This is a genomic window from Phenylobacterium sp. (genome assembly GCF_025351295.1).
In the GTDB taxonomy this organism is placed as follows: Bacteria; Pseudomonadota; Alphaproteobacteria; order Caulobacterales; family Caulobacteraceae; genus Phenylobacterium.
The window spans coordinates 1-24,852 of sequence record NZ_JANXWD010000057.1 but is presented as its reverse complement, the minus strand read 5'-3'; the positions used below and the strand labels follow the sequence as shown (position 1 = coordinate 24,852).

Genomic DNA, 24,852 nt, shown 5'->3' with positions numbered 1-24,852 from the left:
GGGTTCAAAGGACCACGACTCAGGGGCAGGCCGGGCGCGAGCAGACGGTTTCCCGCCTCCAGCGTGCTCGACCGTTCTCATAACCGGACTATGACCGTCGGCCCCGGGATCGCACCGGTGTCTGCTCGTCCTTGCCGGCTCCATCGCTGGGACCGGAAAGCGCCCGCGGGCTCGTTCCGCCTTCGCCGAAGCTTCGGAGGACATTACCGCCGGTGGGGAGTTGCACCCCGCCCTGAGAACGTAGGCCGCCGGAGCCTCCGGCGGCGTCGCGACGATAACCGCGTGGGCGGCGGCAAACAAGCGTTTGAATGCGATCGTGACCGGCGACGATCCACTCACCTGAACCCCGCTCATCCAGGCGAAGGCCGGGACCCAGATCCGATAGCTGGGACGCGGGTTGGACGGGCTCAGCGCGCCTGGAGCCCACTTCTGAGCCATTCCATCTGGATCCCGGCCTTCGCCTGGATGAGCGGTCGTGAATACGGACCCTAGGGCGGGGGCGCCTCAGGTCGGCGGAGGCTCCCGAGGGGTGTTGTGAAAGGCCGCGATCAGCCACCCGTCCGCGGTCCGGTGCAGGACCATCGTCACGACGCCGGGCGTCACGCCCTGGCGCGGTCCAGTGGGGATCTGAACCGCCGCGTCCATTTGGGACAGGATGACGTCTTCCGTCAGGAAGCGCGCCCGGCGGGTCTCGAAGGTCGCCGTTCGTCCAGCGCACAGAGGTCGGCGCACGCCTGACCATCGCCGGCGCGCCAGGCGGCCTCGAAGGCTTGTTGCACGCCCCTGACGATGGCGGTGGCTTCAGCGTCGTCCATAGGCCATCCCGCTCGTGTCCACAGAACAGTGTGACCCGAAATCGCGCGGCCGGGAAGGCGTTTCGGGCGGCTAAGCCCGCTTGTTCAGGGTGATCGCGGTGGCCGAGGCGCCGGGCGCCTGGCGGCCGGTGGCGCCATAGGTGGAGCCCTGGGTGCGCTGGGCGGCGACCTCGTCGGCGATGCACTTGACCAGGCCCTCGGTGACCGTGCGGGCGGCCTCGATGGCGCGGCCCTGGCGGGCGAGGACGGCGTCGAAGGCCTCGGTGGCGCGCACCAGCCGGGTACGGGCCTCCGGCGGCGCGGCGGCGATCATGCTCAGGTCGGCGCGCACCCGGGCGCTCTCGTGGCGGTAGAGGTTGGCCAGCCGCGAGACCTCCTCCAGCATGGCGGCGGCGTCGCGCGGCCGGCGCTGCTCGAAGGCCTGGGCCTGGTCGGCGATCAGCTCGGTCAGGCGCTCGGTCAGCATGACCAGCTGTTCGACGCGGTCGGCGGCGTCGGTCGCGGACAGCGCCATCAGGTCAGCCCCTGCATCTTCAGGATCTCGCGCTGGATGGTGTCGGAAATGCCGATGCCGCCGGCTTTGGCGACTTGCTTGCCCATGGCCTCGGTCATCACCGAGCGGAACATCTCCTCGCCCTGGCCGCCGCCGAACGGGCCGTCGGTCTTCAGGCCGGAGAACATCGACTGGAACATCGAGGACAGGAACTGGGCCTCGAACTTCTGGGCCGCGTCCTTGGACTTCGACTTGGCCAGGTCGGTGACCGTGGTGGTCGAGTTGGGCGTCAGCAGGCTGGGGGAGAGGCTGGCGGGGGAAAGCAGGCCGTTCATCACATCACCTCGATTTCGGCCTGCAGGGCGCCGGCGGCCTTGATGGTCTGCAGAATGGAGATCATGTCGCGCGGGGTGACCCCCAGGGCGTTCAGGCCGGCCACCAGGGTGGAGAGCTGCGCGCCGGTCCGGAGCGTCAGGAACTGCTTGCCCTTCTCCTCGTCCACCGAGATGTCGCTCTGCGGCACGACCTGGGTCGAGCCCTTGGAGAAGGGGCCGGGCTGGCTCACCGCCGGCTGCTCGCGCACGGTGATGGTCAGGTTGCCCTGCTGGATGGCGACGGTGGAGATGCGGACCGCGTCGCCCATCACGATGATGCCGGCCACCTCGTCGATGACCACCTTGGCCGCCGAGTCGGGCTCCACCGGCAGGTTCTCGACCTGGGTCAGGAAGCTGGCCATGTCCTGGCCGGCGGGCGGGCGGATGGTGACGATCGTCGGATTCATCGACATCGCCGTTCCCGGATAGGCGATGTTCACCGCATCTGCGATCCGGTGGGAGGTGGTGAAATCGGGATTGCGCAGCGTCAGCCGCATCTGGCTCATGGCGGCGAGCTGGAAGTTGACCTCGCGCTCGACGCTGGCCCCCCCGGCGATCCGGCCGGCCGTGGGGACGCCCTTGAGGACCGTGGAGCCGGACGCGCCGCCGGCGCTGACCGAGCCGGTCTGCACGGTGCCTTGCGCCACCGCATAGGCCTGGCCGTCGGCCCCCAGCAGCGGGGTCACCAGCAGGGTGCCGCCCAGCAGGCTCTTGGCGTCGCCCAGGGCCGAGACGGTGGCGTCGATCTGCGCGCCGGGCGCGGCGAAGGCCGGCAGCTTGGCGGTGACCATCACCGCGGCCACGTTCTTGGTGTTGAGGTTGGCGTCGCGGACGTTGACGCCCAGCCGCTCCAGCATCGCCTCGAGGCTCTGCTTGGTGAAGGGCGCGTTGCGCAGCGCGTCGCCCGTGCCGTTCAGCCCGACGACGATGCCATAGCCGATCAGCTGGTTCTCGCGAACGCCCTCGAACTCGACGATGTCCTTGATGCGCGACTTGGCCGTCGCCGGGCCGGCGCCGAGCGTCAGGATGACGCCGGCGGCGAGGAGCAGGGCGGAGAGGATCTGGAGCGGACGCATCAGGACCTTTGGGCGCGAGGGTTGGTGAGCCCGCTCGCGAGATCTGTGCCAGTCGAAAAGGCAAATAAAATCAGTGTAGATACATCGGGGGCGGCAAGTTCGTGCTAGGCAGAAAGCGCCGACCGTTAACCATGCTGCAAGCTTGCCCGGCAACACTGTCCGCCAGTGTAGAAGGCCAGGCGTCCAATTCCATGAAAGTCACCGGAACAGGCGGTCCGTCGCAGGCGTCACGCCCCGCGCGCGGGGCGGGCGGGGCGGGCGGCTTCCGCATCGTCGGCGCCCCGGCTCCGGCCGCGGCGCCCGCGGTGTCGGGGGCGTCCGGGGTCAGCGGGGTGATGGGCGTCGAGGCGCTGCTGGCCCTGCAGGACGTGGAATCGGCCACCGAGCGCAAGCGCCGCTCGGTGAACCGCGCGGGGCGGCTGCTGGACGAACTGGACGCGCTGAAGATCGCCCTGCTGGGCGGGGACCTGGATCCGCGCCAGCTGGACCGGCTGGCGCGCGCGGTCCGCGAGCAGCGGGCGGCCACCGAGGACCCCAGGCTCGAGGCCCTGCTGGACGAGATCGAGACCCGCGCGGCGGTGGAATTGGCGAAGCTGGACGTGGCTCGAAATGCGGCCTGAATCGATCCAACGATCAGGATGCGTTGAAACCCTGGTTTGTTTTGCTATACAGCCGCCGCGTGTCTCAGGGTTCCTAGGGGCGTGAGGTTTTCATGAAGACAGCCACCGTTCTGGCTGAAGGCGTCAAGTACCGTCCTTCCGAGGACGAGGAGTTCATGAGCGAGCGTCAGCTTGACTATTTCAAGCAGAAGCTCAACGCGTGGAAAGAAGACATTCTTCGCGAATCTCGTGAAACCTTGTCCCACCTCCAGAAAGAGACTGAAAATCATCCTGACATCGCCGACCGGGCGTCGTCGGAGACTGATCGGGCTCTTGAACTCCGTACGCGCGACCGCCAACGCAAGCTGATCTCGAAGATCGACGAGGCGCTGCGGCGCATCGAAGACAACTCGTATGGCTACTGCGAGGAGACCGGCGAGCCCATCGGCCTGGCGCGTCTGGACGCCCGTCCGATCGCCACCCTCAGCCTGGAAGCCCAGGAACGCCACGAGCGCCGCGAGCGCGTCCACCGCGACGACTGAGCGTCTCCCTCCCCTTTATGGGCCTGCAGGTGTCATCCCGGTTTTGGCACAGCCAAAGACCGGGACCCACGATCAGGCTCGGCAGTTCGCGACCGCCCTGCCGCCGCGACCGGTCGTGGGTCCCGGTCTTCGCCTGCGGCGAAACCGGGATGACACCCGTAGGGAGAATAGCGCGGGGGAGCGCTCCATTCCGCTCGGCGCCCGTTCCCTCGGCTCCACGCATTCCCCACCCCGACCCACCGGCCCCACCCCGACCGACTGGCGTCGGTCTGCCCCGCCCCATAAAGGGGAGGCAGGGCGCGGCGTTGGCGATTCCGTAAGGCTGCGCTATATATGCTCAAACTGAGTATTACTCCGGACCGGAGCTGACGGTGACCAAGGCGTTCCACTCGATCCATGCGCACGGCTTCGTGCGGGCCGCCGTCTGCACGCCGTCGGTCCGCCCGGGCGATCCCGGCTTCAACGCCGCCGAGACCCTGCGGCTGGCCCACGAGGCCGACGCCAGCAGCTGTGACCTGGTGCTGTTCCCGGAACTGGGCCTGTCGGCCTACGCCATCGACGACCTGTTCCTGCAGGACGCCCTGACCCAGCGCGTGGAGGCGGAGATCGTGGCCCTGGCCAAGGCCTCGGCGACGCTGAAGCCGGTGCTGATCGTCGGCGCGCCGCTGGTCCACAACGGGCGGCTCTACAACTGCGCGGTGGCGATCTCGCGCGGCCGGATCCTGGGCGCGGTGCCAAAGAGTTTCTTGCCCAACTATCGGGAATATTACGAGAAACGCTGGTTCGCGCCGGGCGCCGGCGTCATCGGCCTGCAGATGGAGCTGGGCGGCCAGACCGTACCTTTCGGCACGGACCTGCTGTTCGCCGCCAGCGACCTGGCCGACTTCGTCTTCCACCTGGAGATCTGCGAGGACTTCTGGGCGCCGCAGCCGCCCTCGACAGCCGGCGCCCTGGCCGGGGCCCTGATCCTCTGCAACCTGTCGGCCTCCAACATCGTGGTGGGCAAGGCCGACGACCGCGAGATGCTGTGCGCATCGCAGTCCATGCGCTGCTCGGCGGCCTATCTCTATTCCGCGGCGGGGCCGGGGGAGAGCACCACCGACCTCGCCTGGGACGGGCAGGCGTCGATCCATGAGCTGGGCCGCCGGCTGGCCCAGACCGAGCGCTTCCCCACCGCCTCGCAGCTGGTGATCGCCGACATCGATGTGGAGCGCCTGCGCCTGGAGCGCATGCGCACGCCCACCTTCAACGACGCCGCCGTGGCCGCCGGCCATCCGGAGCGGACCTTCCGCCGGGTGCGGTTCGAGCACCAGCCGACGTTCGAGGACGTCGGCCTGATCCGGCCGCTGGATCGCTTCCCCTTCGTGCCCGACGACCCGGCGCGGCTCGACAAGGACTGCTATGAGGCCTTCAACATCCAGGTTCAGGGCCTGACCAAGCGCATCCAGTCGACAAAAACCCAGCACATCGTCATCGGCATATCGGGCGGCCTGGATTCGACCCACGCCCTGATCGTGGCGGCCAAGGCGTTCGACGCGGTTGGGCTGCCGCGCGAGAACATCCTGGGCTTCACCCTGCCGGGCTTCGCCACCAGCGAGGGCACCAAGCAGAACGCCTGGGCCCTGATGCGCGGCCTGGGCATCACCGGCCAGGAGATCGACATCCGGCCGACCGCGCGGCTGATGCTGCAGGAGATCGGCCACCCGTTCGCCAACGGCGAGCCGGTCTATGACATCACCTTCGAGAACGTGCAGGCGGGCCTGCGCACCGACTACCTGTTCCGGCTGGCCAACCAGCGGAACGGCTTCGTGCTGGGCACCGGCGACCTGTCGGAGCTGGCGCTGGGCTGGTGCACCTATGGCGTCGGCGACCAGATGAGCCACTACAACGTCAACGGCGGCGTGGCGAAGACCCTGATCCAGCACCTGATCCGCTGGGTGGTGAAGAGCGACACCTTCGACGAGGGCGCGCACGCCACCCTGCTGTCGATCCTGGGCACCGAGATCTCGCCGGAACTGGTGCCGGCCGACGCCACCGGGGCCATCCAGAGCACCCAGGCCAAGGTCGGGCCCTATGAGCTGCAGGACTTCAACCTGTTCCACATCACCCGCTTCGGGCTGCGGCCGTCGAAGGTGGCGTTCCTGGCCTGGCACGCCTGGCGCGATGTGGGGGAGGGCGAGTGGCCGCAGAACTTCCCCGACGAGGCCCGCAACGCCTACGACCTGGCGACCATCAAGAAGTGGCTGGGCCTGTTCCTGTTCCGCTTCTTCGAGATCAGCCAGTTCAAGCGTTCGGCCATGCCCAACGGCCCCAAGGTGATCTCCGGCGGCGCCCTCTCCCCCCGCGGCGACTGGCGCGCCCCCAGCGACGGCACGGCCCGCGTCTGGCTGGACGAACTGGAAGCCAATGTGCCGTAGAGACTAGGTGTTTGGTCCCGCTGTGTGGGGGACTCAGGTTAGCTGAGTGCGCACATCGGGAGGAGCTATGGGCCAGATACTCCACGGCAGCGCCACGACCACGCACGCCGTCCGAGCGGCGATACAGCGATCGAAGGCTCCGCTCAAAGAGCTAGCCGCCAGATACGGCCTCAACCGCAAGACCGTCGCCAAGTGGAAGAAGCGGAGCTTCCTCCACGACGCGGCCATGGGTCCCAAGGCGCCCAGGTCCACCGTGCTGACGGCCGAGGAGGAAGCTGTGGCGGTAGCCTTCCGCAAGCATACGCTGCTGCCGCTGGACGACTGCCTGTATGCGCTCCAGGCGACGATCCCGCACCTCACCCGCTCAGCCCTGCACCGCTGCTTCCAGCGGCACGGCATCAGCCGGCTGCCCGAGATCGCGGGCGACAAGACCTCGAAGAAGGCTTTCAAGCGCTACCCGCTCGGCTACTTCCACATCGACTTCGCCGAGGTGCGTACCGAGGAAGGCAAGCTCTACCTCCTCGTGGCCGTGGATCGGACCTCGAAGCACGCCTTCGCTCGGCTGGTGAAGCGTGCGACCGGCCTGGCGGCCAGAGCCTTCGTCGATGAGCTCGTCGCGGCTGTCCCCTACCAGATCCACACCGTGCTGACGGACAACGGCATCCAGTTTGCCGATCTACCGAAGAACCGCGATGGCCCTTCGGCCAGATGGCGCGGCCACCCCTTCGATCGAGCCTGCCAGGAGCACGGCATCGAGCATCGGCTGACCAAGCCCAACCACCCTTGGACCAATGGCCAGGTCGAACGGATGAACCGGACCCTCAAGGAAGCCACCGTCCGACGATACCACTACGACACTCACCAGCAGCTCGAGGATCATCTCGCCGCCTTCTTGGATGCCTACAACTTCGCCCGGCGGCTCAAGACCCTACGCGGCCTCACACCCTACGAAGCTATCTGCAAGGCCTGGGCTGACGAGCCTGATCGCTTCAGGCTCGACCCCGTCCACTTGACCTCGGGACCAAACACCTAGGTGACCTGAGCCACCCGCAGAGAATTCGTGCCCCCGGTCCGCCCGAACGGCACGCCGGCGATCACCACGATCTCGTCGCGGCGCTTGGCGAAGCCGCTCTTCAGGGCCAGCGACGCGGCCTGGGCCACGGTCTCGGTCATGGTGTGGGTGACCTCTGAGGTCAGCGCGTGGACGCCCCAGACCAAGGCCAGGCGCCGCGCGGTCTCCACGCTGGGCGTCAGGCCGAGGATCGGCACGTCGGGCCGCTCGCGGGCGATGCGCATAGCGGTGGCGCCGGTCAGCGAGAAGGCGGCGATCGCCTTGGCCTCGATGATGGTCGCCACCTGGCCGGCCGCGGCGCAGATGGCGTCGGCCGAGGACTTCTCCGGCGTCGGGCGCTGGCGGGCGCGAGCGGCGCGCAGCTCGTCGTCGTCCTCGGTGCGGGCGATGATGCGGTCCATCATCCGCACGGCCTCGACCGGATATTTGCCGGCCGCCGATTCCGCCGAGAGCATCACCGCGTCGGCCCCGTCGAACACCGCGGTGGCCACATCGGAGGCCTCGGCGCGGGTCGGCGTCGGGTTCTCGATCATGCTCTCCATCATCTGGGTGGCGACGATCACCGGCTTGCCGAACCGGTGGGCGGCGCGGATCAGCCGCTTCTGCACCAGCGGCACGTCCTCGGCCGGGGTCTCCACGCCCAGGTCGCCGCGCGCGACCATGATGGCGTCCGACAGCCGCAGGATCTCGTCGATGCAGGTGAGCGCGCTGGGCTTCTCGATCTTCGACAGGATGAAGGCCCGGTCGCCGACCAGCTCGCGCGCCTGCGCCACGTCCTCCGGCCGCTGCACGAACGACAGGCCGATGTAGTCCGCGCCATGCGCCAGGGCGAAGGCCAGGTCGTCGCGGTCCTTGGCGGTCAGGGCGGGGATCGGCAGGGTCAGGCCCGGCACGTTGACGCCCTTGTGGTCCGACAGCCGGCCGCCGACGATCACCCGGGTCTCCAGCCACTCCGGCGTCTGGCGGGTCACCTCCAGGCGGATGCGGCCGTCGTCCAGCAGCAGGAACGAGCCGGGCCCGGCCGCGGCCATGATCTCCGGATGCGGCAGCTGCACCCGCTGGCTGTCGCCGGGCGTGGCCTGCAGGTCCAGGCGCAGGGTTCGGCCCCATTGCAGCATCACATGGCCGGCGGCGAAGCGGCCAACCCGCAGCTTCGGGCCCTGCAGGTCCGCGAGGATGCCGATCGGCCGGCCGGTCTTGCGCTCGGTCTTGCGGATCCGGTCGACCACGGCGGCGTGGTCGTCCTGGGTCCCGTGGCTGAAGTTCAGGCGAAAGACGTCCGCGCCGGCGCGGAACAGCTCCTCCACCCGCTCGGGGCTCGAGGAGGCCGGGCCGATGGTGGCGACGATCTTCACCCGACGCCGGCGCCGGATCGCTTCAGCCACGCGGGCGGTCTCCTCTGTGCCCGGCTGGGATCCCGGACGAGCTAGGTTTGGCGTCCCGACGCGGTGGCGGCAAGCGCACGACGCAGGAACCTGCACGGTTTCGCCGCCCGTGGCGATCCCGTCGAGCGGATGTGGAGAGTTGGTGCAGGGGGCCGGATTACCGCGAATTATCTTGGCCCCGGGCGCGACGCGGGACAGATAGCGCCATCGGACGACGCGCGGGGGGCGTCATCCCAGGAGTCCCGAGCCTTGATCGCCCTAGCCGCCGCCCATTCCCTGGCCGCCCACTCGCTGGCGGCCATGGCCCTGGCGGCCCAGGCGCCGGAACTGCCGCGCCTTCCCGCCATCCAGCGCGAGGCCCAGATCACCTACCTGGACCGCGCCGGCGCCACCATCGGCGTGCGCGGCGGCCGGTTCGCCCCGCCGGTGGAGGTTCCGAAGCTGCCGGCCTATGTGCCCGCCGCCTGCGTCTCCATCGAGGACCGGCGGTTCTACGAGCACACCGGCTTCGACCCGCGCGGCATCGCCCGCGCCATCGTCGACGGCCTGGCCGCCGGCCATCCCACCCAGGGCGCCTCGACCATCACCCAGCAGACGGCGCGCCTGCTGTTCCTCAACCAGGACCGGACCCTGGAGCGCAAGGCGACCGAGCTGGTCTATGCCATCGAGCTGGAGCAGGCCTATTCCAAGCCGCAGATCCTGGGCATGTATCTGAGCCGGGCCTATTTCGGCGCCGGGGCCTATGGGCTGGAGGCCGCCGCGCAGCGCTATTTCAACAAGCCGGCGGCGAAGCTGACGATCAAGGAGGCCGCCATGCTGGCCGGCATCCTGAAGTCGCCGACCAACTACAATCCGGTCGACCAGCCCGAGCACTGCGCCGAGCGCGCGACGCTGGTGCTGGACGCCATGGTCGAGACCGGCGCGATCACCCGGGCCCAGCGGGACAAGGCCGTGGGCCAGGATCCCAAGGTCTGGAAGACCGCCGCCATCGGCCCGTCGCAGTACTTCGTCGACTGGGTCGACGGCCAGGTCCGCCAGATGGTCCCCAAGCTGACCCGCGACCTTACGGTGGAGACCACCCTGGACCAGGGCATGGAGACCGCGGCCGGGATCGCCGCCCGCTCGGTGGTCGAGGCCCACCGGGCGCAGGCCACCGACCAGGCTGCCATCGTGGCCATCGACGGCGTGGGGCGGGTGCGGACCCTGGTCGGCGGGACCGACTATGCGAGCGCGCCGTACAACCGCGCGGTCCTGGCGCACCGGCAGGCCGGATCGGCCTGGAAGCCGTTCGTCTACCTGACCGCCCTGGAGCAGGGCCGCGTCCCGGACACCCCGGTGACCGACGAGCCGGTGACCATCGCCGGCTGGACGCCGCGCAACTACGAGGACGGGTTCCTGGGGCCCATCACCCTGGAGACCGCGCTGGCCAAGTCGATCAACACGGTGGCGGCGCGGCTGGCCGACGAGGTGGGCCGGCCCACCGTCGCGGCCACGGCGCACCGGGTCGGCATCGTCTCGGCGATCAACACCGATCCGGCGATGGCGCTGGGCACCACCCTGGTCACACCGCTGGAGATGACTGCGGCGTACGCCGCCTTCGGCAACGGTGGGAACCGGGTGCAGCCTTATGGGATCGAGCGGATCCGCGCGGGCGGGACGGTGATCTACCAGAAGCGGTCGCCCGCACCGGCGCCGGCCATCGCCAACCCGCCGCTCAGCGAGCTGAACCAGATGCTGCGCACCGTCATGGCCTCAGGCACCGGCGCACGGGCGGCGGTCAAGGGCTATGACCTGGCCGGCAAGACGGGGACCACCTCGGACTACAAGGACGCCTGGTTCTGCGGCTTCACCGGGGGGTTCGCGAGCTGCGCCTGGATGGGCCGCGACGACGCCAGGCCGATGGGCCGGATCACCGGCGGCACGGCCCCGGCGGAGATGTGGAAGGCCTTCATGACCACGGCGCTGAAGCGGACGCCGGCACAGCCGATCCCGCCGGGTCCGCCGCCGCCGCTGGGCGTCACACCGGTGGTGGTCGCCGCCCAGGCAACATCGCAACCGCCGGCCCCGCCGCCCGTCAACTAGAGAGGCAGGCTACGGAGTCTCAAGGCTTGGCGCGTAACGCAGGGTCATGCTGGATGGCGGTCGCGATCCGCCGCATGATGATTGCGAACACGGTTGGGGGAAACGACGTGGCAGGGCTTGAGAAACTGGCGAAGCTGACGCTCGCCGCGGCGCTGGCGGTCTTGAGCCTCGGCGCGGGGACGATCGGCGCCCCGGTCGCCACCTCGTCGGTGGACGACTTCGTCCTGCCCGACCAGAACTTCCTGGCCCACCAGCTCTACCGCATGGCCGACGCCAAGGCCGTGGTACTGATCACCTATGCCAGCGGCGACGCGGCCGTGCGCAAGGACGCCGCGGCGTACCGGGCGCTGCAGGCCGCTTATGGCGCCAAGGGCGTCGAGCTGTTCCTGCTGGACAGCCGGCTGGGCGAGACCCGCGAACGGGTCAACGCCGACGCCAGGGCCGCGGGCCTGAGCGGCCTGCCGATCCTGTTCGACTATGAGCAGCTGGCCGGCGAACAGCTGGGCGTCACCCGCGCCGGGGAGGTGATCGTCGTCGATCCCAGGACCTGGAAGGTGGCCTATCGCGGCCCCGCCATCGGTCCGGGCGGCGAGGCCTGGGCGGGCCAGGCGCTGGACGCGCTGACGTCGGGCCAGAAGGTTGCGTTTATGGCCCATCCGGCGCGGGGCGGCGAAATCGCCTTCCCCGAGCGCGCCCGGGCCCACGACTTCGACAAGATCTCCTACGCCAGGACCATCGCCCCGATCATCGAGAAGAAGTGCGCCTCCTGCCACCAGCCGGGCGGGATCGGGCCGATGCCGCTGAACAGCTATGACCAGGTGAAGGGCTTCTCGCCGATGATCCGCGAGGTCATCCGCACCCACCGCATGCCGCCCTACCTGGCCGACGAGACCGTGGGCGCCTTCCAGGACGACGACCGCCTGACCTCCGAGCAGATCAAGACTATGGTCCACTGGGTTGAGGGCGGCGCGGCGCGCGGGACCGGCGCGGACCCGCTGGCCAAGATCAAGTTCCAGGCCCCCGACTGGCCGCTGGGCAAGCCCGACGTCATCGTCGAGATCCCCGAGGCGAAGATTCCGGCCACCGGGGTCATGGAGTACCAGCGCCCGGTGGTGCCCAGCGTGCTGAGCGAAGGCCGCTGGATGAAAGCCACCACCTTCCGCGTCACCGACCGCCAGGTGGTGCACCACATCCTGACCGGCGTGGTCGCCGGCGACTTCAGGCCCGGGGACACGGCGACCGAGGCCGAGTGGGGCGCCTCTCTGGGCGGCTACGGCCCGGGCCGCGGCTCCAACCTCTCGCCCCGGGACACCGGCGCCTGGGTGCCGCCCTCGGGCGGCATCGCCTTCCAGAACCACTACACGCCCTATGGCCGCGAGACGGTCGAGAAGACCCAGATGGGCATCTACTTCTATCCCAAGGGCAAGGCGCCGAAGTACGTGCTGCGCACCTTCGGTATCTTCGATTTCACCATCGCCATCCCGCCCGGCGAGGAGTTCCACCCGGAGGTCGCGTCGGTTGAGCTGCCGCACGCGGCTATCCTCTATGGCCTGACCCCGCACGCCCACCACCGCGGCGGGTCGGTGAACGTCTCGGTGCGCTATCCGGACGGCCACGAGCAGATGCTGCTGGCCCTGCCGCGCTACGACTTCAACTGGCAGTACGAGTATTTCCTGGCCAAGCCGCTGACGGTGCCGGCCGGGACCAAAGTGATCGCCCGTTGGACCTTCGACAACTCCACCCGCAACCCGCAGAACCCGGACCCCAAGAAGCTGGTCAACTGGGGCGAGCAGTCGACGGAGGAGATGCTGGCCACCTACTTCCACTACCGCTGGGTGGACGAGACCGTGGCCCACCAGCTGCCGGACTACGACAAGCAGCTGCAGAACAACCTGATGCTGGGCGTCATGGACGACAACCTGGACGGCAAGCTGCAGGTCTCCGAACTGCGCGGCAAGCTGGGCGACACCCTGAAGCAGTACATGGCGCTGATCGACACCGACATGGACGGGGCGATCTCCCAGAAGGAGCTGGACGCCGCGCAGAAGCTGATGCCGAAGGGTCGGCGCGGCGGCGGGCCGATGCCGATGCCGACCAAGACGACCGAGGCGGCGGCCACAACGGCGTCCTCCCTCCCTTGATCGGGAGGGCCGACTCGCAGAAGGCGAGCGGGGTGGGGAAGTATCGGCCGGAGTGCGGCTTATCAGGATTGTCGTGTTGACGGGGTGGCCTCCCGAGGCGTGAGCGTCTGGGCCCAAACCTCCCCACCCTGGCCGCTGCGCGGCCTGTCCCTCCCCTTCACGTCATGGGGAGGGAAAGCCCGTACACCTTCGCCGCCGTCCCCGAGAACAGCGCCGTCTTCTCCGCCGCGGACGCCCCCTTGGCGATGTGCTTGAAGGCGTTCCAGAGGGTGGCGTAGCTGCAGCTGCCCATGTCGACGGGGAAGTTGCTCTCGAACATGCAGCGCTCGGCGCCGAAGGCCTCGATGCAGGTCTCGATGTAGGGCCCCCACTCCTTGGCCAGCTGTTCGGACGGCGCGCGGGGCTCGGCCAGGAACGAGGGGAAGTTGCAGAAGGCCATGGCCAGGCCGCCCAGCTTGACCACCACCTTCGGCGACCTGGCCAGTTCGCGGATGTTGGCGCGCCAGCCGTCGAAGCGGTCCGGCAGCTTGCCGGTGTAGCTGCCCCGGCCCAGTGGCGTGCCCACGTGGTCCAGCACGATGGGGGTGTCGGGAAAGGCGCGGGCCAGGTCGATGAGGTCGGGCAGCTGCGGCTCCAGCAGCCAGGCGTCGAAGGTCAGGCCCATGGGCGCCAGGTGCTTGAACCCGGCGCGGAAGTCGTCGCGCAGGTAGAGGCCGGCCTCAAGGCGGTTGAGCGGGCCCAGGACCTCCGGGTCCGCGTCGAACGAGGCTGAGTTGCGGATGCCGCGGAACCGGCCGCCACCGGCCTGGATGTGCGCCTCCAGCACCGCCTTGACGCCATCGCCCAGCAGCAGGTCGGCGCGGCTGACGATGCCGGCGCAGGCCCGGGTGGCGCCATAGAGGCCGCTGGCGCTCATCGCCGCGACTCCATTGACGAACTCGGTTTCGCCGACCACGCGCAGTTCGGCCGGGCCGTCGGCCTTGTAGAAGGCCCCGCACTCCACGAACACCGTGGCGACCACATTGTGCCCGCTGCCGGTGTCGGCCAGCAGTTCATCCAGCAGGTAGCGCTTGGCCGGTTCGATGGCGGTCATGAACGGATGCTCAGGCGCGGCCGGGGTCGCATAGCTCCGCCGGTCCCACAGGTGGTGGTGCGGATCGACGATCGGCAGTTCGGGGTCGAGGATGGCTTCCGGCATGGCGTTGCTCCCGTCTTATCTGGTTGGCGCGCACGCTAAAGCGCGGCCCGGCGGGGTCAACCGCCGAACGACCTGCGCAGCGGCGGCCGATCTCAGGGGCGGATGGCGTCCATGAGGGCCAGGACGACGGCGTCGCCCTGGGGTCCGGCCCGGCCGCGGTCTGTGCGGCGCTTCAGCGAGGCGATCCGCACCTCCAGCGGATGCTGCCCGCGCGCCGGCCAGTAGCAGCCGAATGGCAGCGGCGTCGTGGCCAGCTGGGCCTTCAGCAGGGTGCGGGCGTAGAGCACCCGCGTGCCCGGACGATGCATCACCACCGCCGCGTCGCAGGCCAGCTCCTGGTCCAGCCGCAGCAGGTAGGCGGCCAGGTGCGCGAAGGGGTTGAACCAGCACAGGCACTGGAAGAGGGCGACGACCGCCGCGGCCCGGGGATCCTTGCGCGCCACATGCTCGCGCTCGTGGGCCCGGATCAGCTCGCGCTCCTCCGGCGTGTAGCGGCCGTCATCGGCCGGCAGCACGATCCGCGGCGCGATCAGCCCCACCACGGCCGGCCCGCCGCGCCCGGCCCGCACCTCGGCGAGGAACCGCGCCTGGGCCAGGGTGAAGAGCGCGACAAGGGCGACCATCCCTGCGCCCCAGATCGCTGGGATCGGACCCAGATGGGGCATGTGGGCGGCCAGGGCGGCGGCGGCCGATCCCGTCTCGCTGTCGCCGGGGGTGAACAGGACCAGGAGGCTGGCCAGGGCGATGATCAGCGGCGCCAGCCACAGCCGGTAGGCGGCGGCGGGCCCCAGCGCGCGCCGCGCCGGCAGCCGCGCCACGGCGACCGCCAGGACGGTCGCGGCGACGGCGACGTTCGCGCCGAGGAAGCCCGCCAGGAGTCCGAGGGCGGGATCGGGGCCGAGGATCGGCTGCAGATCGTTCATGGCGGGTCTAGCGGGTCGGCGCCGGGGCGGGTCGCGAGACCAGCAGCACCGACACGATGGGCCGCGCCTGGATGTGTTCCCAGAACGCGATCAGCGACGGCGGGTGGCGCGGGGCGGGCGGCTGGACGGTCCAGGCCGCCAGGGCCACGGCCACCAGGCTGCTGGCGACCAGCAGCGGGCCGGTCATGCATCTGCGCCCAGGTCAGGCCGGTCACCATCGCCGCGACGCCCAGGCCCCAGGCCAGGACGGTGGGGTCGGCATAGTCGCGCACGGCGGCGGCCAGGGTGCTGGTGGCCGGCGCGTCCTCGGCGACGCGGGTCGGCAGCAGGGTGGCCAGGGCGGCCAGCGGCGGGGCGGCCCAGAGGCGGTAGGCGATCTGCGGCCCGAACAGCCGGCGCGCCGGCCGCCGCAGGGCCAGGACCGCGGCCGCGAGCACGAGGTTCACCCGCAGCAGTGCGGCCAGGACCTCACTCGTCATCGGTCTCGAGCTCCGCGATCAGGGTCTTCAGCCGCGTGACCTCCTCCGGCGAGAGCGCGCGGTGGCGGGCGTAGTGGGCGACGAGCGGCGCGATCTGGCCGCCGAACAGGCGATCGAGCAGGCCCTGGCTCTCGCCGGTGACATAGTCTTCGCGGCTGACGATCGGCCGGTAGAGGGCGCGGCCGCCGGTGCGTTCCGAGGCCAGGGCCTGCTTCTTCAGCAGGCGGTTGATCAGCGTCTTGACGGTGGCCTCGCCCCACGCCTGGGCCGGGCCGACCGTCTGCACGATCTCCTCGGCGGTCATCGGCCCCTGGGTCCAGAGGGCTTCCATGATGTGGCTTTCGGCGCCGGAAATCTTCGACATCTTACACCCGTCGTTGGCGAAAGGTTACGCCTGTAGTTTTTGCTGTCAAGCGCCTTGGCCCCATCGCCATTGGACCTCGCGCGCGGAGTGGAGCAGGCTCGGGGCGGGGGACCCCGGATGGCGGAGCAGATGGTGGCGTCGGTCTCGGAGGCAGGGGCCAGACCGGCCGACGGGCACGGCTCCATGGGCGTGGTCGGCGCGGCGGCGCTGGTGGCCGGCTCGATGGTGGGGTCCGGGGTCTATCTGCTGCCGGCGACGCTGGGGGCTGTCGGATCGATCTCGATCCTCGGCTGGATCGCCGCGACCGTGGCGGCCCTGGCGATCGCCGGCGTGTTCGCCTGGCTGGGCAGGGCCGCGCCGCACGCCACCGGCATGCCGACCTATGTGGAGGCCGGGCTGGGGCGATTCTTTGGCGTCCAGGTCACCTTGAGCTTCTGGACCAGCAACTGGGTGGGCAACGCCAGCATCGCGCTCGCGGTGGCGGGGGCGGCGGGCTATCTGGTTCCGGCGCTGGCCGGGCCGGGGCCGAGGCTGGCCGTGACCCTGGCCGCCATCTGGTTCGCCGTGGCCGCCGCCTGGCTGGGACCGCGCGCGGTCACCCGCGTCGAGGGTCTGACGCTGGGGCTGGGCCTGCTGCCGGTGATCCTGGCGGCGACCTTCGGCTGGCTGGCGTTCCATCCCGCGGTGTTCCTGGCCTCCTGGAACCCGCAAGGCCTGTCGCCCGGCGCGGCGGTCGGCGCCTCGGCGCTCTCCGCCTTCTGGGCGTTCCTGGGCGTCGAGTGCGCGGCCGCCGTCGCGCGGGTGGTCCGCGACCCCACGCGCAACGTGCCGCGCGCCACCCTGGCCGGGGTCGCGGGCGTGGCGGTGCTCTACATCTCCGCCTGCACGGTGCTGATGGGCGTCCTTCCCGCCGCGACATTGGCCGCGTCGGGGTCGCCCTTCGCCGAGGCGGGGAAGGCCAGCCTGGGCGTCGGCCTGGGCGGCGTGATCGCCGTCTCCGCCCTGCTGCGCGCCCTGGGCTGCGTCACCGGTTGGACCCTGGTGGCGGCCGAGACCACCCGCAGCGGCGCCGACGAGGGCCTGTTCCCGCGCCTGTTCCGCACCCGGCCGGGCGAGCGCGCCTCCCCGGCCAACCTGCTGACCATGGGCGCGCTGATGAGCCTGATGGCCGTCTCCACCGCCACCCCGACCCTGGCCCAGCAGTTCTCGACCCTCGCCAATATCGCGGTCATCCTCAGCCTCTACAGCTATGCCCTGTGCGGCCTGTCGCTGGTGCGGCTGGTGGGCGGCTATGCGCCCCATCGGCGGCTGGCGGCGCGGGCCACGGCGGTGGTCGCCATCGGCTGCGCGGTGGCCATTGCAGCCTCGGCCAAGCCGATCGAACTGGTGCTGTGCCTGGTCCCGCTGGGCGCGGCGGCGGCGCTCTATCTCTGGCTGAACCGGCGCCGCGCGCTTTAGTCTAGGGTCGTGCCGCGCAGGCCTCGCGGCACGGGCTGTGGCATCCGATTTTCCGCCATCGCCGTATCTGGCGCGGACAGACGGCGCTTCGACGGGCGCTCACCGGGGGACTATCCATGACCGATCTCATCACCTTTGCCTCCGAAGGCACGGCGCTCCGCGGCCGGCTCTATCCGGCCAAGGGCGGCGGCCCGCGGCCGGTGGTGGTGATGGCGCACGGCTTCTCCGCCGTGGCCGACCAGCTGGAGCGGCATGCGCGAGCCTTCGCCGAGGTCGGCTACAACGCCTTCGTCTACGATCACGCGGGCTTCGGCCTGTCGGACGGCTATCCGCGCCAGGATGTCGATCCGCCCCGCCAGCTGCGCGGCTATCGCGACGCCGTCAGTTACGTGCGCACCCTGCCGGGCGTGGACCCGGAGCGGATCGCGCTCTGGGGCTCAAGTTTCTCCGGCGGCCATGTGCTGCAGGCCGGCGCGCTGGACCCCCGCGTGCGCTGCGTGGTCTCCCAGGCGCCGTTCATCAGCGGCTCGGAGCTGCTGGGCCTGCGTGAGGACCTCGCAGAGTTCGAGGCCGGGCTGTTCGCCGAGCGCGAGGCCCGCTCGGCCGGGGCGCCGGCGACCATGATCCCGGTGACCGCGCCGGACGACGGGCTGGCGGCCCTGCCGGGCGACGACGCCGATGTCTATTTCGCCGGGACCAACAGCCCGACCTGGAAGAACGAGGTGACCTTCTCCTCCTTCGAGGCGGTGCGCGCTTACGAGCCGGCCTGGTGGATCGACAAGCTGGCGCCCCGCGCCCTGTTGATGATCGTGGCCGAGGACGACACCGTCACGCCGACCGCCCACGCCGAGGCCGCCTTCCAGCGCGCCGGCGGGCCGAAGAAGCTGGTCCGCGTGCCCGGCGGCCACTTCGACGTCTACGTCGCCGGCTTCGACCAGGCGGTCGGCGAGATGATCGGCTGGTTCAAGGCGCACTTGGGATAGCCGCCACGATGCCGCCCACCACGACACCCACGGCCCCTCGCGAGACCACCGGCTCGGGCTCCGGCGCCGGGCTGGTGATCCTGGTGGTCAGCCTGTTCTTCATCTGGGGCGGGATCACCAGCCTCAACGACATCCTGATCCCCAAGCTGAAGGGGCTGTTCCGGCTCAGCTACGCCGAGGCGATGTTGGTGCAGTTCGCCTTCTTCACCGCCTATGCCGTCGTCTCGCTGCCGGCCGGCGCCATCGTGGCCAGGCTGGGCTATGGGCGCGGGATCGTGGCGGGGCTGAGCGTCGCGGCGCTGGGGTGCCTGCTGTTCGTGCCCGCGGCGTCAACGGGGACCTACGCCATCTTCCTGGCGGCGCTGTTCATCCTGGCGGCGGGGATCACCCTGCTGCAGGTGGCGGCCAATCCGCTGATCGCCGGCCTGGGGTCGGCGAAGACCTCGCACAGCCGCCTGACCCTGGCCCAGGCGTTCAATTCGCTGGGGACTACCGTCGCCCCGTACATCGGCGCGCAGCTGATCCTGGGCCAGGCCGGTCCGCCCAGCCCGGGGATCCTCGGCGAGAGCTACCTGGGCCTGGCCGCGGCGCTGGCGGCAGTGGCGCTGGTGTTCTGGATCGTGCGCCGGCGGCTGGGCGAGGCCGATGCGGCGGCCGGCCTCAGCGGCGCCCTCGGCCTACTGGCCCGGCCGCGGCTGGCGTTCGGGGCGGCGGCGATCTTCGTCTACGTCGGCGCCGAGGTGACCATCGGCAGCCTGATGACCAACTACCTGATGCTGCCCTCGAGCCTTGGCTACGACCAGCAGACGGCCGGCAAGCACCTGATCTTCTATTGGGGCGGGGCGATGGTCGGGCGGTTCGTCGGCGCCTTCCTCCTGCGGGTCGTCTCGCCGGGCAAGGCGCTGGCGGGGGCGGCGGTCGGGGCCGGGGCGCTGTGCCTGGTCTCCGCCTGCAGCCACGGCGCGGTCGCCGGCTGGACCCTGCTCGCGGTCGGGCTGATGAACGCCATCATGTTCCCGACCATCTTCAGCCTGGCGCTGGAAGGCCTGGGCCCGAAGACGCCGCAGGGCTCGGGCCTGCTGTGCATGGCCATCGTCGGCGGCGCGGTCATCCCGCTGCTGGGCGGAGCGGTGGCCGATGCGGCCAGCCTTTCCATGGCCCTGGCGGTACCGGCGGTCTGCTATGCGATCGTCGCCGGGTTCGGCTGGTCGGCGCGGCGCCCCGCGGCCTGAGCCTGTGCTATGCTGTCCATCCAACCGCGAGGTCTGCCGACATGAAGCTCACCGAAGAGGACCGCGACCGCCTGGCCCTGCACAGCGCCTTCGCCGTGCACCAGATCGCCCGCTGGATCGCGCTGCGCGACGACGTCCCCAAGGACATCCGCGACCGCCTGCGCGGCCACATCACCGCCCTGGAAGGGGTGATGGTCGCCAACGGCCACGACTGGATCCGCGACGAGATGGAAGCCACCGAAGCGGCGCTCTGAACGCCCGCTCATCGGATGATCACGCCGCCGCCGCCCGCACCTCGGCCGGCATCCGCGAGCGGTGGTAGGGCCGCTCGCCCAGGATGGTGGCGCGGATCATGACGCGGCGGTTGGGCAGGTAGTCGTTGACCGCATAATGCTGGGTCACCCGGTTGTCCCAGAACGCCACCGCGTTGTCCGACCATCGCCAGCGCACCTGGAACTCCGGCTTGGTCACGTGCTCGAACAGCAGGCCCAGGATTGCGTCGCTCTCCTTGCGGCGCAGGCCCTTGATCCGCTCGGTGAAGCCGAAGTTGACGAACAGGCCGTCCTCGCCGGTCTCCGGATGGGTGCGGACCACGGGGTGGGTCACCGGCGGGTGCTGAGCCAGGGCCTGGGCATGCTTCTCGGCGCCCGCCGCGCCCGCGACGATGCCGCCCTTGGGGAAGCCGCGGGCGAAGTCGTGGACGGCGTCCAGGCCGGACAGGAACTCGCGGAAGGTCGGCGACAGCGCCTCATAGGCCGCGCGCATATTGGCCCAGAGGGTGTCGCCGCCGTTGGCCGGCAGGCTGCGGGCATAGAGGATCGACCCCATGGGCGGGGTCTCGATGAAGGTCACGTCGGTGTGCCAGGCGTCGTTGTCGGTGGGGTTGCCGGCGTGATTGTCGAGCACGAACAGCTCCGGCGCCTCCGGCACGCCGGGATAGAGCGGGTGGGTGTGCAGCGCCCCGAACCGCGCGGCGAAGTCGCGGTGCTGCACCGCGGTCAGGTGCTGGTCCTCGAAGAAGATCACCTGGTGCGCCAGCAGCGCCTCACGGATGGCCTGCGCCAGGTCGGCCGAGACGCCCTGGGCCAGGTCCACGCCGTCGATCACCGCGCCGATCGCGGGCGTCAGCGCTCTGATCAGCATCGTCAACTCTCCACGCCACAGTTGCGAGAAATGTAACCGCAGAATACGCGGCAGGACGCAGAAAAACGGAGCCTTTCCGCTACGGCGTCCTTCTGCGTTTTCTGCGTTTTCTGCGGTTGATATCATCGGCGCTGGCGCGTCATTGTCGTTCAAACAGATGTTTAGGGAGACGCCGCCATGTCCATCGACTTCGAGATTCCGGATGAAGCCAAGGCCGTCCGCGCCAAGGTTCGCCAGTGGGTGCATGACGAGTGCATCCCCGCCCAGGAGCGGATCACCGACAAGGCGAGCTACAAGTCGGTCATCGACGAGTTGCGCAAGAAGGCCCGCGCCCAGGGCCTGTGGATGCCCTTCGTGCCCAAGGAATATGGCGGCATGGGCCTCGGCCCGCTGGCCAACGCCCTGGTGCAGATGGAGCTGGGCGAGAGCTACATCGGCGCGCTCAGCATGAACAGCCAGGGGCCGGACGACGCCACCATCCTGACGCTAATCGCCCACGGCACCGAGTTCCAGAAGGAGAAGTTCCTCAAGCCGCTGCTGAACGGCGAGAAGAGGGTCTGCTACTCGATGACCGAGAAGGCCGCCGGCGCCGACGCCACCGGCATGCGCACCACCGCCGTCAAGGACGGCAACGAGAACTACGTCCTGAACGGCGAGAAGTGGTTCAGCTCCGCGGCGTCGGCCGCCGACCTGGCCCTGGTCATGGCCCGCACCGACACCGAGGGCCCGCGCCACCAGCAGTTCTCGACCTTCATCGTCGAGCTGCCGAACCCCGGCTACAAGATCAAGCGCGACATCCCGACCATGGCCGCCGAGGGCCCGCTGTCGCACATCATGGGCGGCGGCCACTCCGAGATCGAGATCAAGGACCTGGTCGTCCCGGCGGAGAACATCGTCGGCGGCGAGGGCCGCGGCTTCGACATGGGCCAGCACCGTCTGGCCTACGGGCGCCTGCGCCACGGCATGCACAACATCGCGATGGCTCAGCGCGCGCTGGACCTGGCCGCCGCGCACATCACCAACCGCGAGACCTTCGGCAAGAAGCTGGATGAGCGCCAGGCCGTCCAGTTCATGATGGCCGAGTGCGCGAGCCAGCTCTACATCTCGCGCCTGATGCTGCTGCACATCGCCTACAAGGCCGAGAAGGGCCTGGACATGCGGCAGGAGAACTCCATCGCCAAGGTCTACCTGGCGCACATGGTCCACCACGTGGTCGACACCGCGATCCAGCTGCACGGCGCCCTGGGCTACAGCCGCGACACCCCGCTGGCCGCTTGGTACACCCACATCCGCTCGCAACGCCTGGTGGACGGGCCGGACGAGGTGCACCGCTGGACCGTGGGCCGCAACGTGATCAAGGCGTTCAAGGCCACCGGCTCCACGGCCGGCGCCTGCGGCGGCGACCTGCTGTAGGGGAGGGCGGAGGCCGCGGACGCCACAACCTCGAGGTTTATCGACGCCCGGGCAAAAACGGCCCAACCTGTCTGCGATGGACGCGTTGACGACAGTTCCGTGACGAAGGCCTTGGGGGGAGGCCGCGACGCGGATATGCAGGGTCCGTCTAGCGTGGGAATGGGCGGCATGGGTGACGGTAATCAGGCGGCGGAGGTGCGGCGCACCTTCTCGGCGGACGGGGTTCACCTGCTGCGCACGACGCAGCAGATCCAGTACCAGCTCAGCCAGATGGCCGACCAGAAGGCCAGCATGCTGCTGGGCGTGACCTTCGTGATCTTCACCATCTCGGTGGGCCAGGTGACGGCGGGCCATCCCCAGCCGGCCCTGCTGGTGCTGGCGGCCGCGGCGTTCGCCGCCGCGGTGCTGACGGTCAGTGCGGTCCTGCCGTCGGTGAAGACGCCGCCGCGCCCGGACGGGCCGGCCAACATCCTGTTCTTCGGGGCCTTCACCCAGCTGCCGGAGGACGAATATGTCGAGCGCCTGCTGGAGATCGCCACCGACACCCAGACCGTCTACGAGGCCTTCGCCCACGACATCTACCAGAACGGCCGGGTGCTCGGCCGCAAGAAGTACCGCCTGCTGGGCTATGCCTACGCGGTCCTGCTGACCGGCCTGATCGCCAGCTTCGTGACGTTCGTGGCGACCGTGCTGTGGAAGATGTTCGTGAGCTGACGCCGCCGGCTTTTGGCCGGCGGCGCGGTACGGTCGGCTCGGGGCGGGATCAGGCGATGGTCGCCCGGCGGCGCGAACGCACCATCGCGCCAAGGCCGCCGAAGCCGATCAGCATCATCGTCCAGGCCGCCGGTTCGGGCACGCCCGCGGTGGACGGGCTGAACAGCGTGTAGGTCAGCAGCGAGTAGTCCAGGGTCGCCGGCAACGAGAGGTCGGTGATCGTGAAGGTCGAGATCACCGAATCGAAGGTGATCGGCCCGTTGTTCGGCGGGAAGAAGTCCACGGCATTGTCCAGCTGGCTCGAGGTGAGGACGCTTTCCGCCCCGTCGATGACCGGCGACCCGGCGTTGAAGAAGGCCGTGGAGCCGCTCGATGCGGTGGAGAGGCCCGGGAAGGCGGAGCCGCCGAGGACCAGCGCGAAGGAGGTCAGCTGCTGCGACGCCGGGATCGTGAACGGCATGTCGAGCGTGATCGTGGCGTTGATCATGTCGCCCTGGTGCACCGTGATGGCGGACATGGCGTCGAGTCCGCTCAGCGAGAGGACCCACTGGTCATAGTGCGTGGCGCCGATGTCCTGGCTGGAATAGTGCCCGGCGGCGGCCACGCCGGTGAGGGTCAGGTCAAACGTCGCGGCCTGCGCGCACCCGGCCCAGAACAGGGTCGCGGCAGCCGCGATCGACGACTTGAGAAGACGTGAAACAGTCATGGTCAACACCCCGTCGCTCACGTCACGTCGTATGCGGGAAGGTCCAAGAGATTGGAGACCCAGCGCGCCAGGGTGCAGCCGCGCACAGAGCTCAATCACCGCATCGGGTCGAACGGGAACGTACCGATAGATTGTGTCGTCGTGAGAAATGGAGCGTGGCCCGGACGGAGTCAACGAGACTCGCCTGCAGGGGGAAGCCGCGTAGGCCGGACCCTGCATCCGGTTCGCGGCGCGCCGAAACCATGTCGTGACCGATCTGGCGCCGACCCCGTCGACCCCGTCCCGGCCGGCGGCTATGAGATGGGGCGAGGCTGGGGCGACCGCATGACCGACAATCCTTTCGACCTGACCGGCAAGGTGGCGCTGGTCACCGGCGGCAGCCGCGGCCTGGGGCTGCAGATGGTGCGCGCCTTCGCCCGGGCCGGCGCCGATCTGATTATTACCAGCCGCAAGCTGGACGCCTGCGAGGCGGTGGCCGCCGAGGTCCGCCAGATGGGCCGGCGCGCCCTGGCCCATGCCGCCCATGCCGCGCGCTGGGACGAGATCGACCGGCTGATCGAGGTGGCCTATGCCGAATTCGGGCGCATCGACATCCTGGTCAACAACGCCGGCATGTCGCCCGCCGTCCCCTCGCATGAGGTGACCGAACAGCTCTTCGACAGCGTCGTGGGGCTGAACTTCAAGGGCCCGTTCCGGCTGGCCAGCCAGGTGGCGCACCGGATGAACCAGGGCGAAGGCGGGGTGATCATCAACATCTCCTCCTCCGGCGCCCTGATGCCGCTGCCGACGGTGGTGCCCTATTCGGGCGCCAAGGCGGCGCTGAACGCCATGACGGTGTCGATGGCCCGCGAGTACGGCCCGAAGGTGCGGGTCAACACGCTCTCGGCCGGCCCCTTCCTCACCGACATCGCCAAGGCCTGGACCCCCGAGGCCCGCGAGCATTCCAACAACGCCCTCGGCCGCCCCGGCCGCCCCGAGGAGGTCGTCACCACCGCCCTCTACCTGGCCAGCCCCCTGTCGTCCTTCACCACCGGCGCCATCGTCCGCGTCGACGGCGGGCAGTAAGCGCCTTTCCCTTCCCGCTTGCGGGAAAGGAGGGGCTGAAACCTTGACATCCGCCTGTTGATGTTCTATCTTTGTTCTCATGGAGCCTGCTCCCCCCGCCCTCACCCCCGAGCACATCGACAGCCTCTTCGCGCTGATGGCCGAGGCCGGCGCGGTGGGCGTGCGCAAGGTGCAGGCG

The 24,852-nt window shown here is 69.8% G+C and carries 23 protein-coding genes and 1 riboswitch; of the genes, 13 read left to right on the top strand and 10 right to left on the bottom strand.

Translation table 11 applies throughout. The annotated features are described in order from the left end of the window. Positions 1-69 precede the first annotated feature (69 nt). Positions 70-244: riboswitch (FMN riboswitch) on the bottom strand. Positions 245-885: 641 nt separating this feature from the next. From Q0R13_RS08710 to Q0R13_RS08700, 3 genes are read right to left on the bottom strand one after another with little or no spacing between them, the layout of a single operon-like run. Beyond that, on the bottom strand, positions 886-1,329 hold the full coding sequence (locus Q0R13_RS08710; RefSeq protein WP_293902509.1) for a flagellar basal body protein: 444 nt from the start codon (positions 1,327-1,329) through the stop codon (positions 886-888). Then, positions 1,329-1,643, bottom strand: a complete 315-nt coding sequence (locus Q0R13_RS08705) for a rod-binding protein (protein WP_293902506.1) — start codon at positions 1,641-1,643, stop codon at positions 1,329-1,331. Before Q0R13_RS08705 ends, Q0R13_RS08710 begins: the two co-directional genes overlap by 1 nt. Further along, entirely contained in the window at positions 1,643-2,758 is a 1,116-nt protein-coding gene (locus Q0R13_RS08700; RefSeq protein ID WP_293902503.1) for a flagellar basal body P-ring protein FlgI, read from the bottom strand. The genes Q0R13_RS08705 and Q0R13_RS08700 overlap by 1 nt, the downstream gene beginning before the upstream one ends. 191 nt (positions 2,759-2,949) lie before the next feature. Between Q0R13_RS08700 and Q0R13_RS08695 the strand changes: the two genes are divergently transcribed. The 4 genes from Q0R13_RS08695 to Q0R13_RS08680 all read left to right on the top strand — a co-directional run bounded on the left by Q0R13_RS08695 (position 2,950) and on the right by Q0R13_RS08680 (position 7,349). Continuing rightward, positions 2,950-3,378, top strand: coding sequence for a flagellar assembly protein FliX (locus tag Q0R13_RS08695; RefSeq protein ID WP_293902500.1), 429 nt, complete (start codon positions 2,950-2,952; stop codon positions 3,376-3,378). 92 nt (positions 3,379-3,470) lie between these two features. Then, positions 3,471-3,899, top strand: a complete 429-nt coding sequence (dksA, locus tag Q0R13_RS08690; RefSeq protein ID WP_293902497.1) for an RNA polymerase-binding protein DksA — start codon at positions 3,471-3,473, stop codon at positions 3,897-3,899. Between the two features lie 371 nt (positions 3,900-4,270). Beyond that, a complete protein-coding gene (locus tag Q0R13_RS08685) occupies positions 4,271-6,316 on the top strand; it encodes an NAD(+) synthase (protein WP_293902495.1) in 2,046 nt (681 codons plus the stop codon). 67 nt (positions 6,317-6,383) lie between these two features. Next, positions 6,384-7,349: an IS481 family transposase gene (locus Q0R13_RS08680; protein ID WP_293902492.1), complete on the top strand. Its 966-nt coding sequence runs from the start codon at positions 6,384-6,386 to the stop codon at positions 7,347-7,349. On the opposite strand, the gene pyk is transcribed toward Q0R13_RS08680, so the two are convergent. Next, positions 7,346-8,761 (bottom strand): pyruvate kinase, encoded by a 1,416-nt coding sequence (gene pyk, locus Q0R13_RS08675; RefSeq protein WP_293902544.1) that lies wholly within the window; start codon positions 8,759-8,761, stop codon positions 7,346-7,348. The two genes, Q0R13_RS08680 and pyk, sit on opposite strands and share 4 nt — an antisense overlap. A 261-nt stretch (positions 8,762-9,022) precedes the next feature. Here pyk and Q0R13_RS08670 point away from each other — a divergent pair, with 261 nt between their 5' ends. Together Q0R13_RS08670 and Q0R13_RS08665 are read left to right on the top strand one after the other, a co-directional pair. Beyond that, entirely contained in the window at positions 9,023-10,855 is a 1,833-nt protein-coding gene (locus Q0R13_RS08670) for a transglycosylase domain-containing protein (RefSeq protein ID WP_293902489.1), read from the top strand. A 107-nt stretch (positions 10,856-10,962) separates the two neighbouring features. Further along, a complete protein-coding gene (locus Q0R13_RS08665) occupies positions 10,963-12,996 on the top strand; it encodes a hypothetical protein (protein ID WP_293902486.1) in 2,034 nt (677 codons plus the stop codon). A gap of 157 nt (positions 12,997-13,153) precedes the next feature. Here Q0R13_RS08665 and Q0R13_RS08660 read toward each other — a convergent pair whose 3' ends face one another. The 4 genes from Q0R13_RS08660 to Q0R13_RS08645 all read right to left on the bottom strand — a co-directional run bounded on the left by Q0R13_RS08660 (position 13,154) and on the right by Q0R13_RS08645 (position 15,960). Then, complete coding sequence (locus Q0R13_RS08660; protein ID WP_293902483.1) at positions 13,154-14,194, bottom strand: amidohydrolase family protein; 1,041 nt, start codon at positions 14,192-14,194, stop codon at positions 13,154-13,156. A 92-nt stretch (positions 14,195-14,286) separates the two neighbouring features. Beyond that, the gene (locus Q0R13_RS08655; protein ID WP_293902480.1) at positions 14,287-15,117 is read right to left on the bottom strand and encodes a M56 family metallopeptidase; all 831 of its coding nucleotides are present in this window, start codon (positions 15,115-15,117) and stop codon (positions 14,287-14,289) included. After that, positions 15,114-15,596, bottom strand: a complete 483-nt coding sequence (locus Q0R13_RS08650; protein ID WP_293902477.1) for a hypothetical protein — start codon at positions 15,594-15,596, stop codon at positions 15,114-15,116. The genes Q0R13_RS08655 and Q0R13_RS08650 overlap by 4 nt, the downstream gene beginning before the upstream one ends. Further along, a complete protein-coding gene (locus Q0R13_RS08645) occupies positions 15,586-15,960 on the bottom strand; it encodes a BlaI/MecI/CopY family transcriptional regulator (RefSeq protein WP_293902474.1) in 375 nt (124 codons plus the stop codon). Before Q0R13_RS08645 ends, Q0R13_RS08650 begins: the two co-directional genes overlap by 11 nt. A gap of 117 nt (positions 15,961-16,077) precedes the next feature. Here Q0R13_RS08645 and Q0R13_RS08640 point away from each other — a divergent pair, with 117 nt between their 5' ends. From Q0R13_RS08640 to Q0R13_RS08625, 4 genes are all read left to right on the top strand, one after another. After that, the gene (locus tag Q0R13_RS08640) at positions 16,078-17,418 is read left to right on the top strand and encodes an amino acid permease (RefSeq protein WP_293902472.1); all 1,341 of its coding nucleotides are present in this window, start codon (positions 16,078-16,080) and stop codon (positions 17,416-17,418) included. A 116-nt stretch (positions 17,419-17,534) separates the two neighbouring features. After that, positions 17,535-18,401, top strand: coding sequence for an alpha/beta hydrolase (locus Q0R13_RS08635; RefSeq protein ID WP_293902469.1), 867 nt, complete (start codon positions 17,535-17,537; stop codon positions 18,399-18,401). 8 nt (positions 18,402-18,409) lie between these two features. Then, a complete protein-coding gene (locus Q0R13_RS08630; RefSeq protein ID WP_293902466.1) occupies positions 18,410-19,633 on the top strand; it encodes a sugar MFS transporter in 1,224 nt (407 codons plus the stop codon). A 41-nt stretch (positions 19,634-19,674) separates the two neighbouring features. Then, on the top strand, positions 19,675-19,887 hold the full coding sequence (locus Q0R13_RS08625; protein ID WP_293902463.1) for a hypothetical protein: 213 nt from the start codon (positions 19,675-19,677) through the stop codon (positions 19,885-19,887). A 19-nt stretch (positions 19,888-19,906) separates the two neighbouring features. Here the strand turns inward: Q0R13_RS08625 and tauD are convergent, their stop codons facing one another. Then, entirely contained in the window at positions 19,907-20,776 is an 870-nt protein-coding gene (gene tauD / locus Q0R13_RS08620; protein WP_293902460.1) for a taurine dioxygenase, read from the bottom strand. 177 nt (positions 20,777-20,953) lie between these two features. Here tauD and Q0R13_RS08615 point away from each other — a divergent pair, with 177 nt between their 5' ends. Both Q0R13_RS08615 and Q0R13_RS08610 read left to right on the top strand, forming a co-directional pair. Next, positions 20,954-22,189, top strand: coding sequence for an acyl-CoA dehydrogenase family protein (locus tag Q0R13_RS08615; RefSeq protein WP_293902457.1), 1,236 nt, complete (start codon positions 20,954-20,956; stop codon positions 22,187-22,189). A gap of 168 nt (positions 22,190-22,357) precedes the next feature. Beyond that, the gene (locus Q0R13_RS08610; RefSeq protein ID WP_293902454.1) at positions 22,358-22,903 is read left to right on the top strand and encodes a Pycsar system effector family protein; all 546 of its coding nucleotides are present in this window, start codon (positions 22,358-22,360) and stop codon (positions 22,901-22,903) included. Between the two features lie 49 nt (positions 22,904-22,952). Here the strand turns inward: Q0R13_RS08610 and Q0R13_RS08605 are convergent, their stop codons facing one another. Next, a complete protein-coding gene (locus Q0R13_RS08605; RefSeq protein ID WP_293902451.1) occupies positions 22,953-23,609 on the bottom strand; it encodes a PEPxxWA-CTERM sorting domain-containing protein in 657 nt (218 codons plus the stop codon). Positions 23,610-23,933: 324 nt separating this feature from the next. Here Q0R13_RS08605 and Q0R13_RS08600 point away from each other — a divergent pair, with 324 nt between their 5' ends. Then, entirely contained in the window at positions 23,934-24,674 is a 741-nt protein-coding gene (locus Q0R13_RS08600; RefSeq protein ID WP_293902447.1) for a glucose 1-dehydrogenase, read from the top strand. Positions 24,675-24,852: the final 178 nt, after the last annotated feature.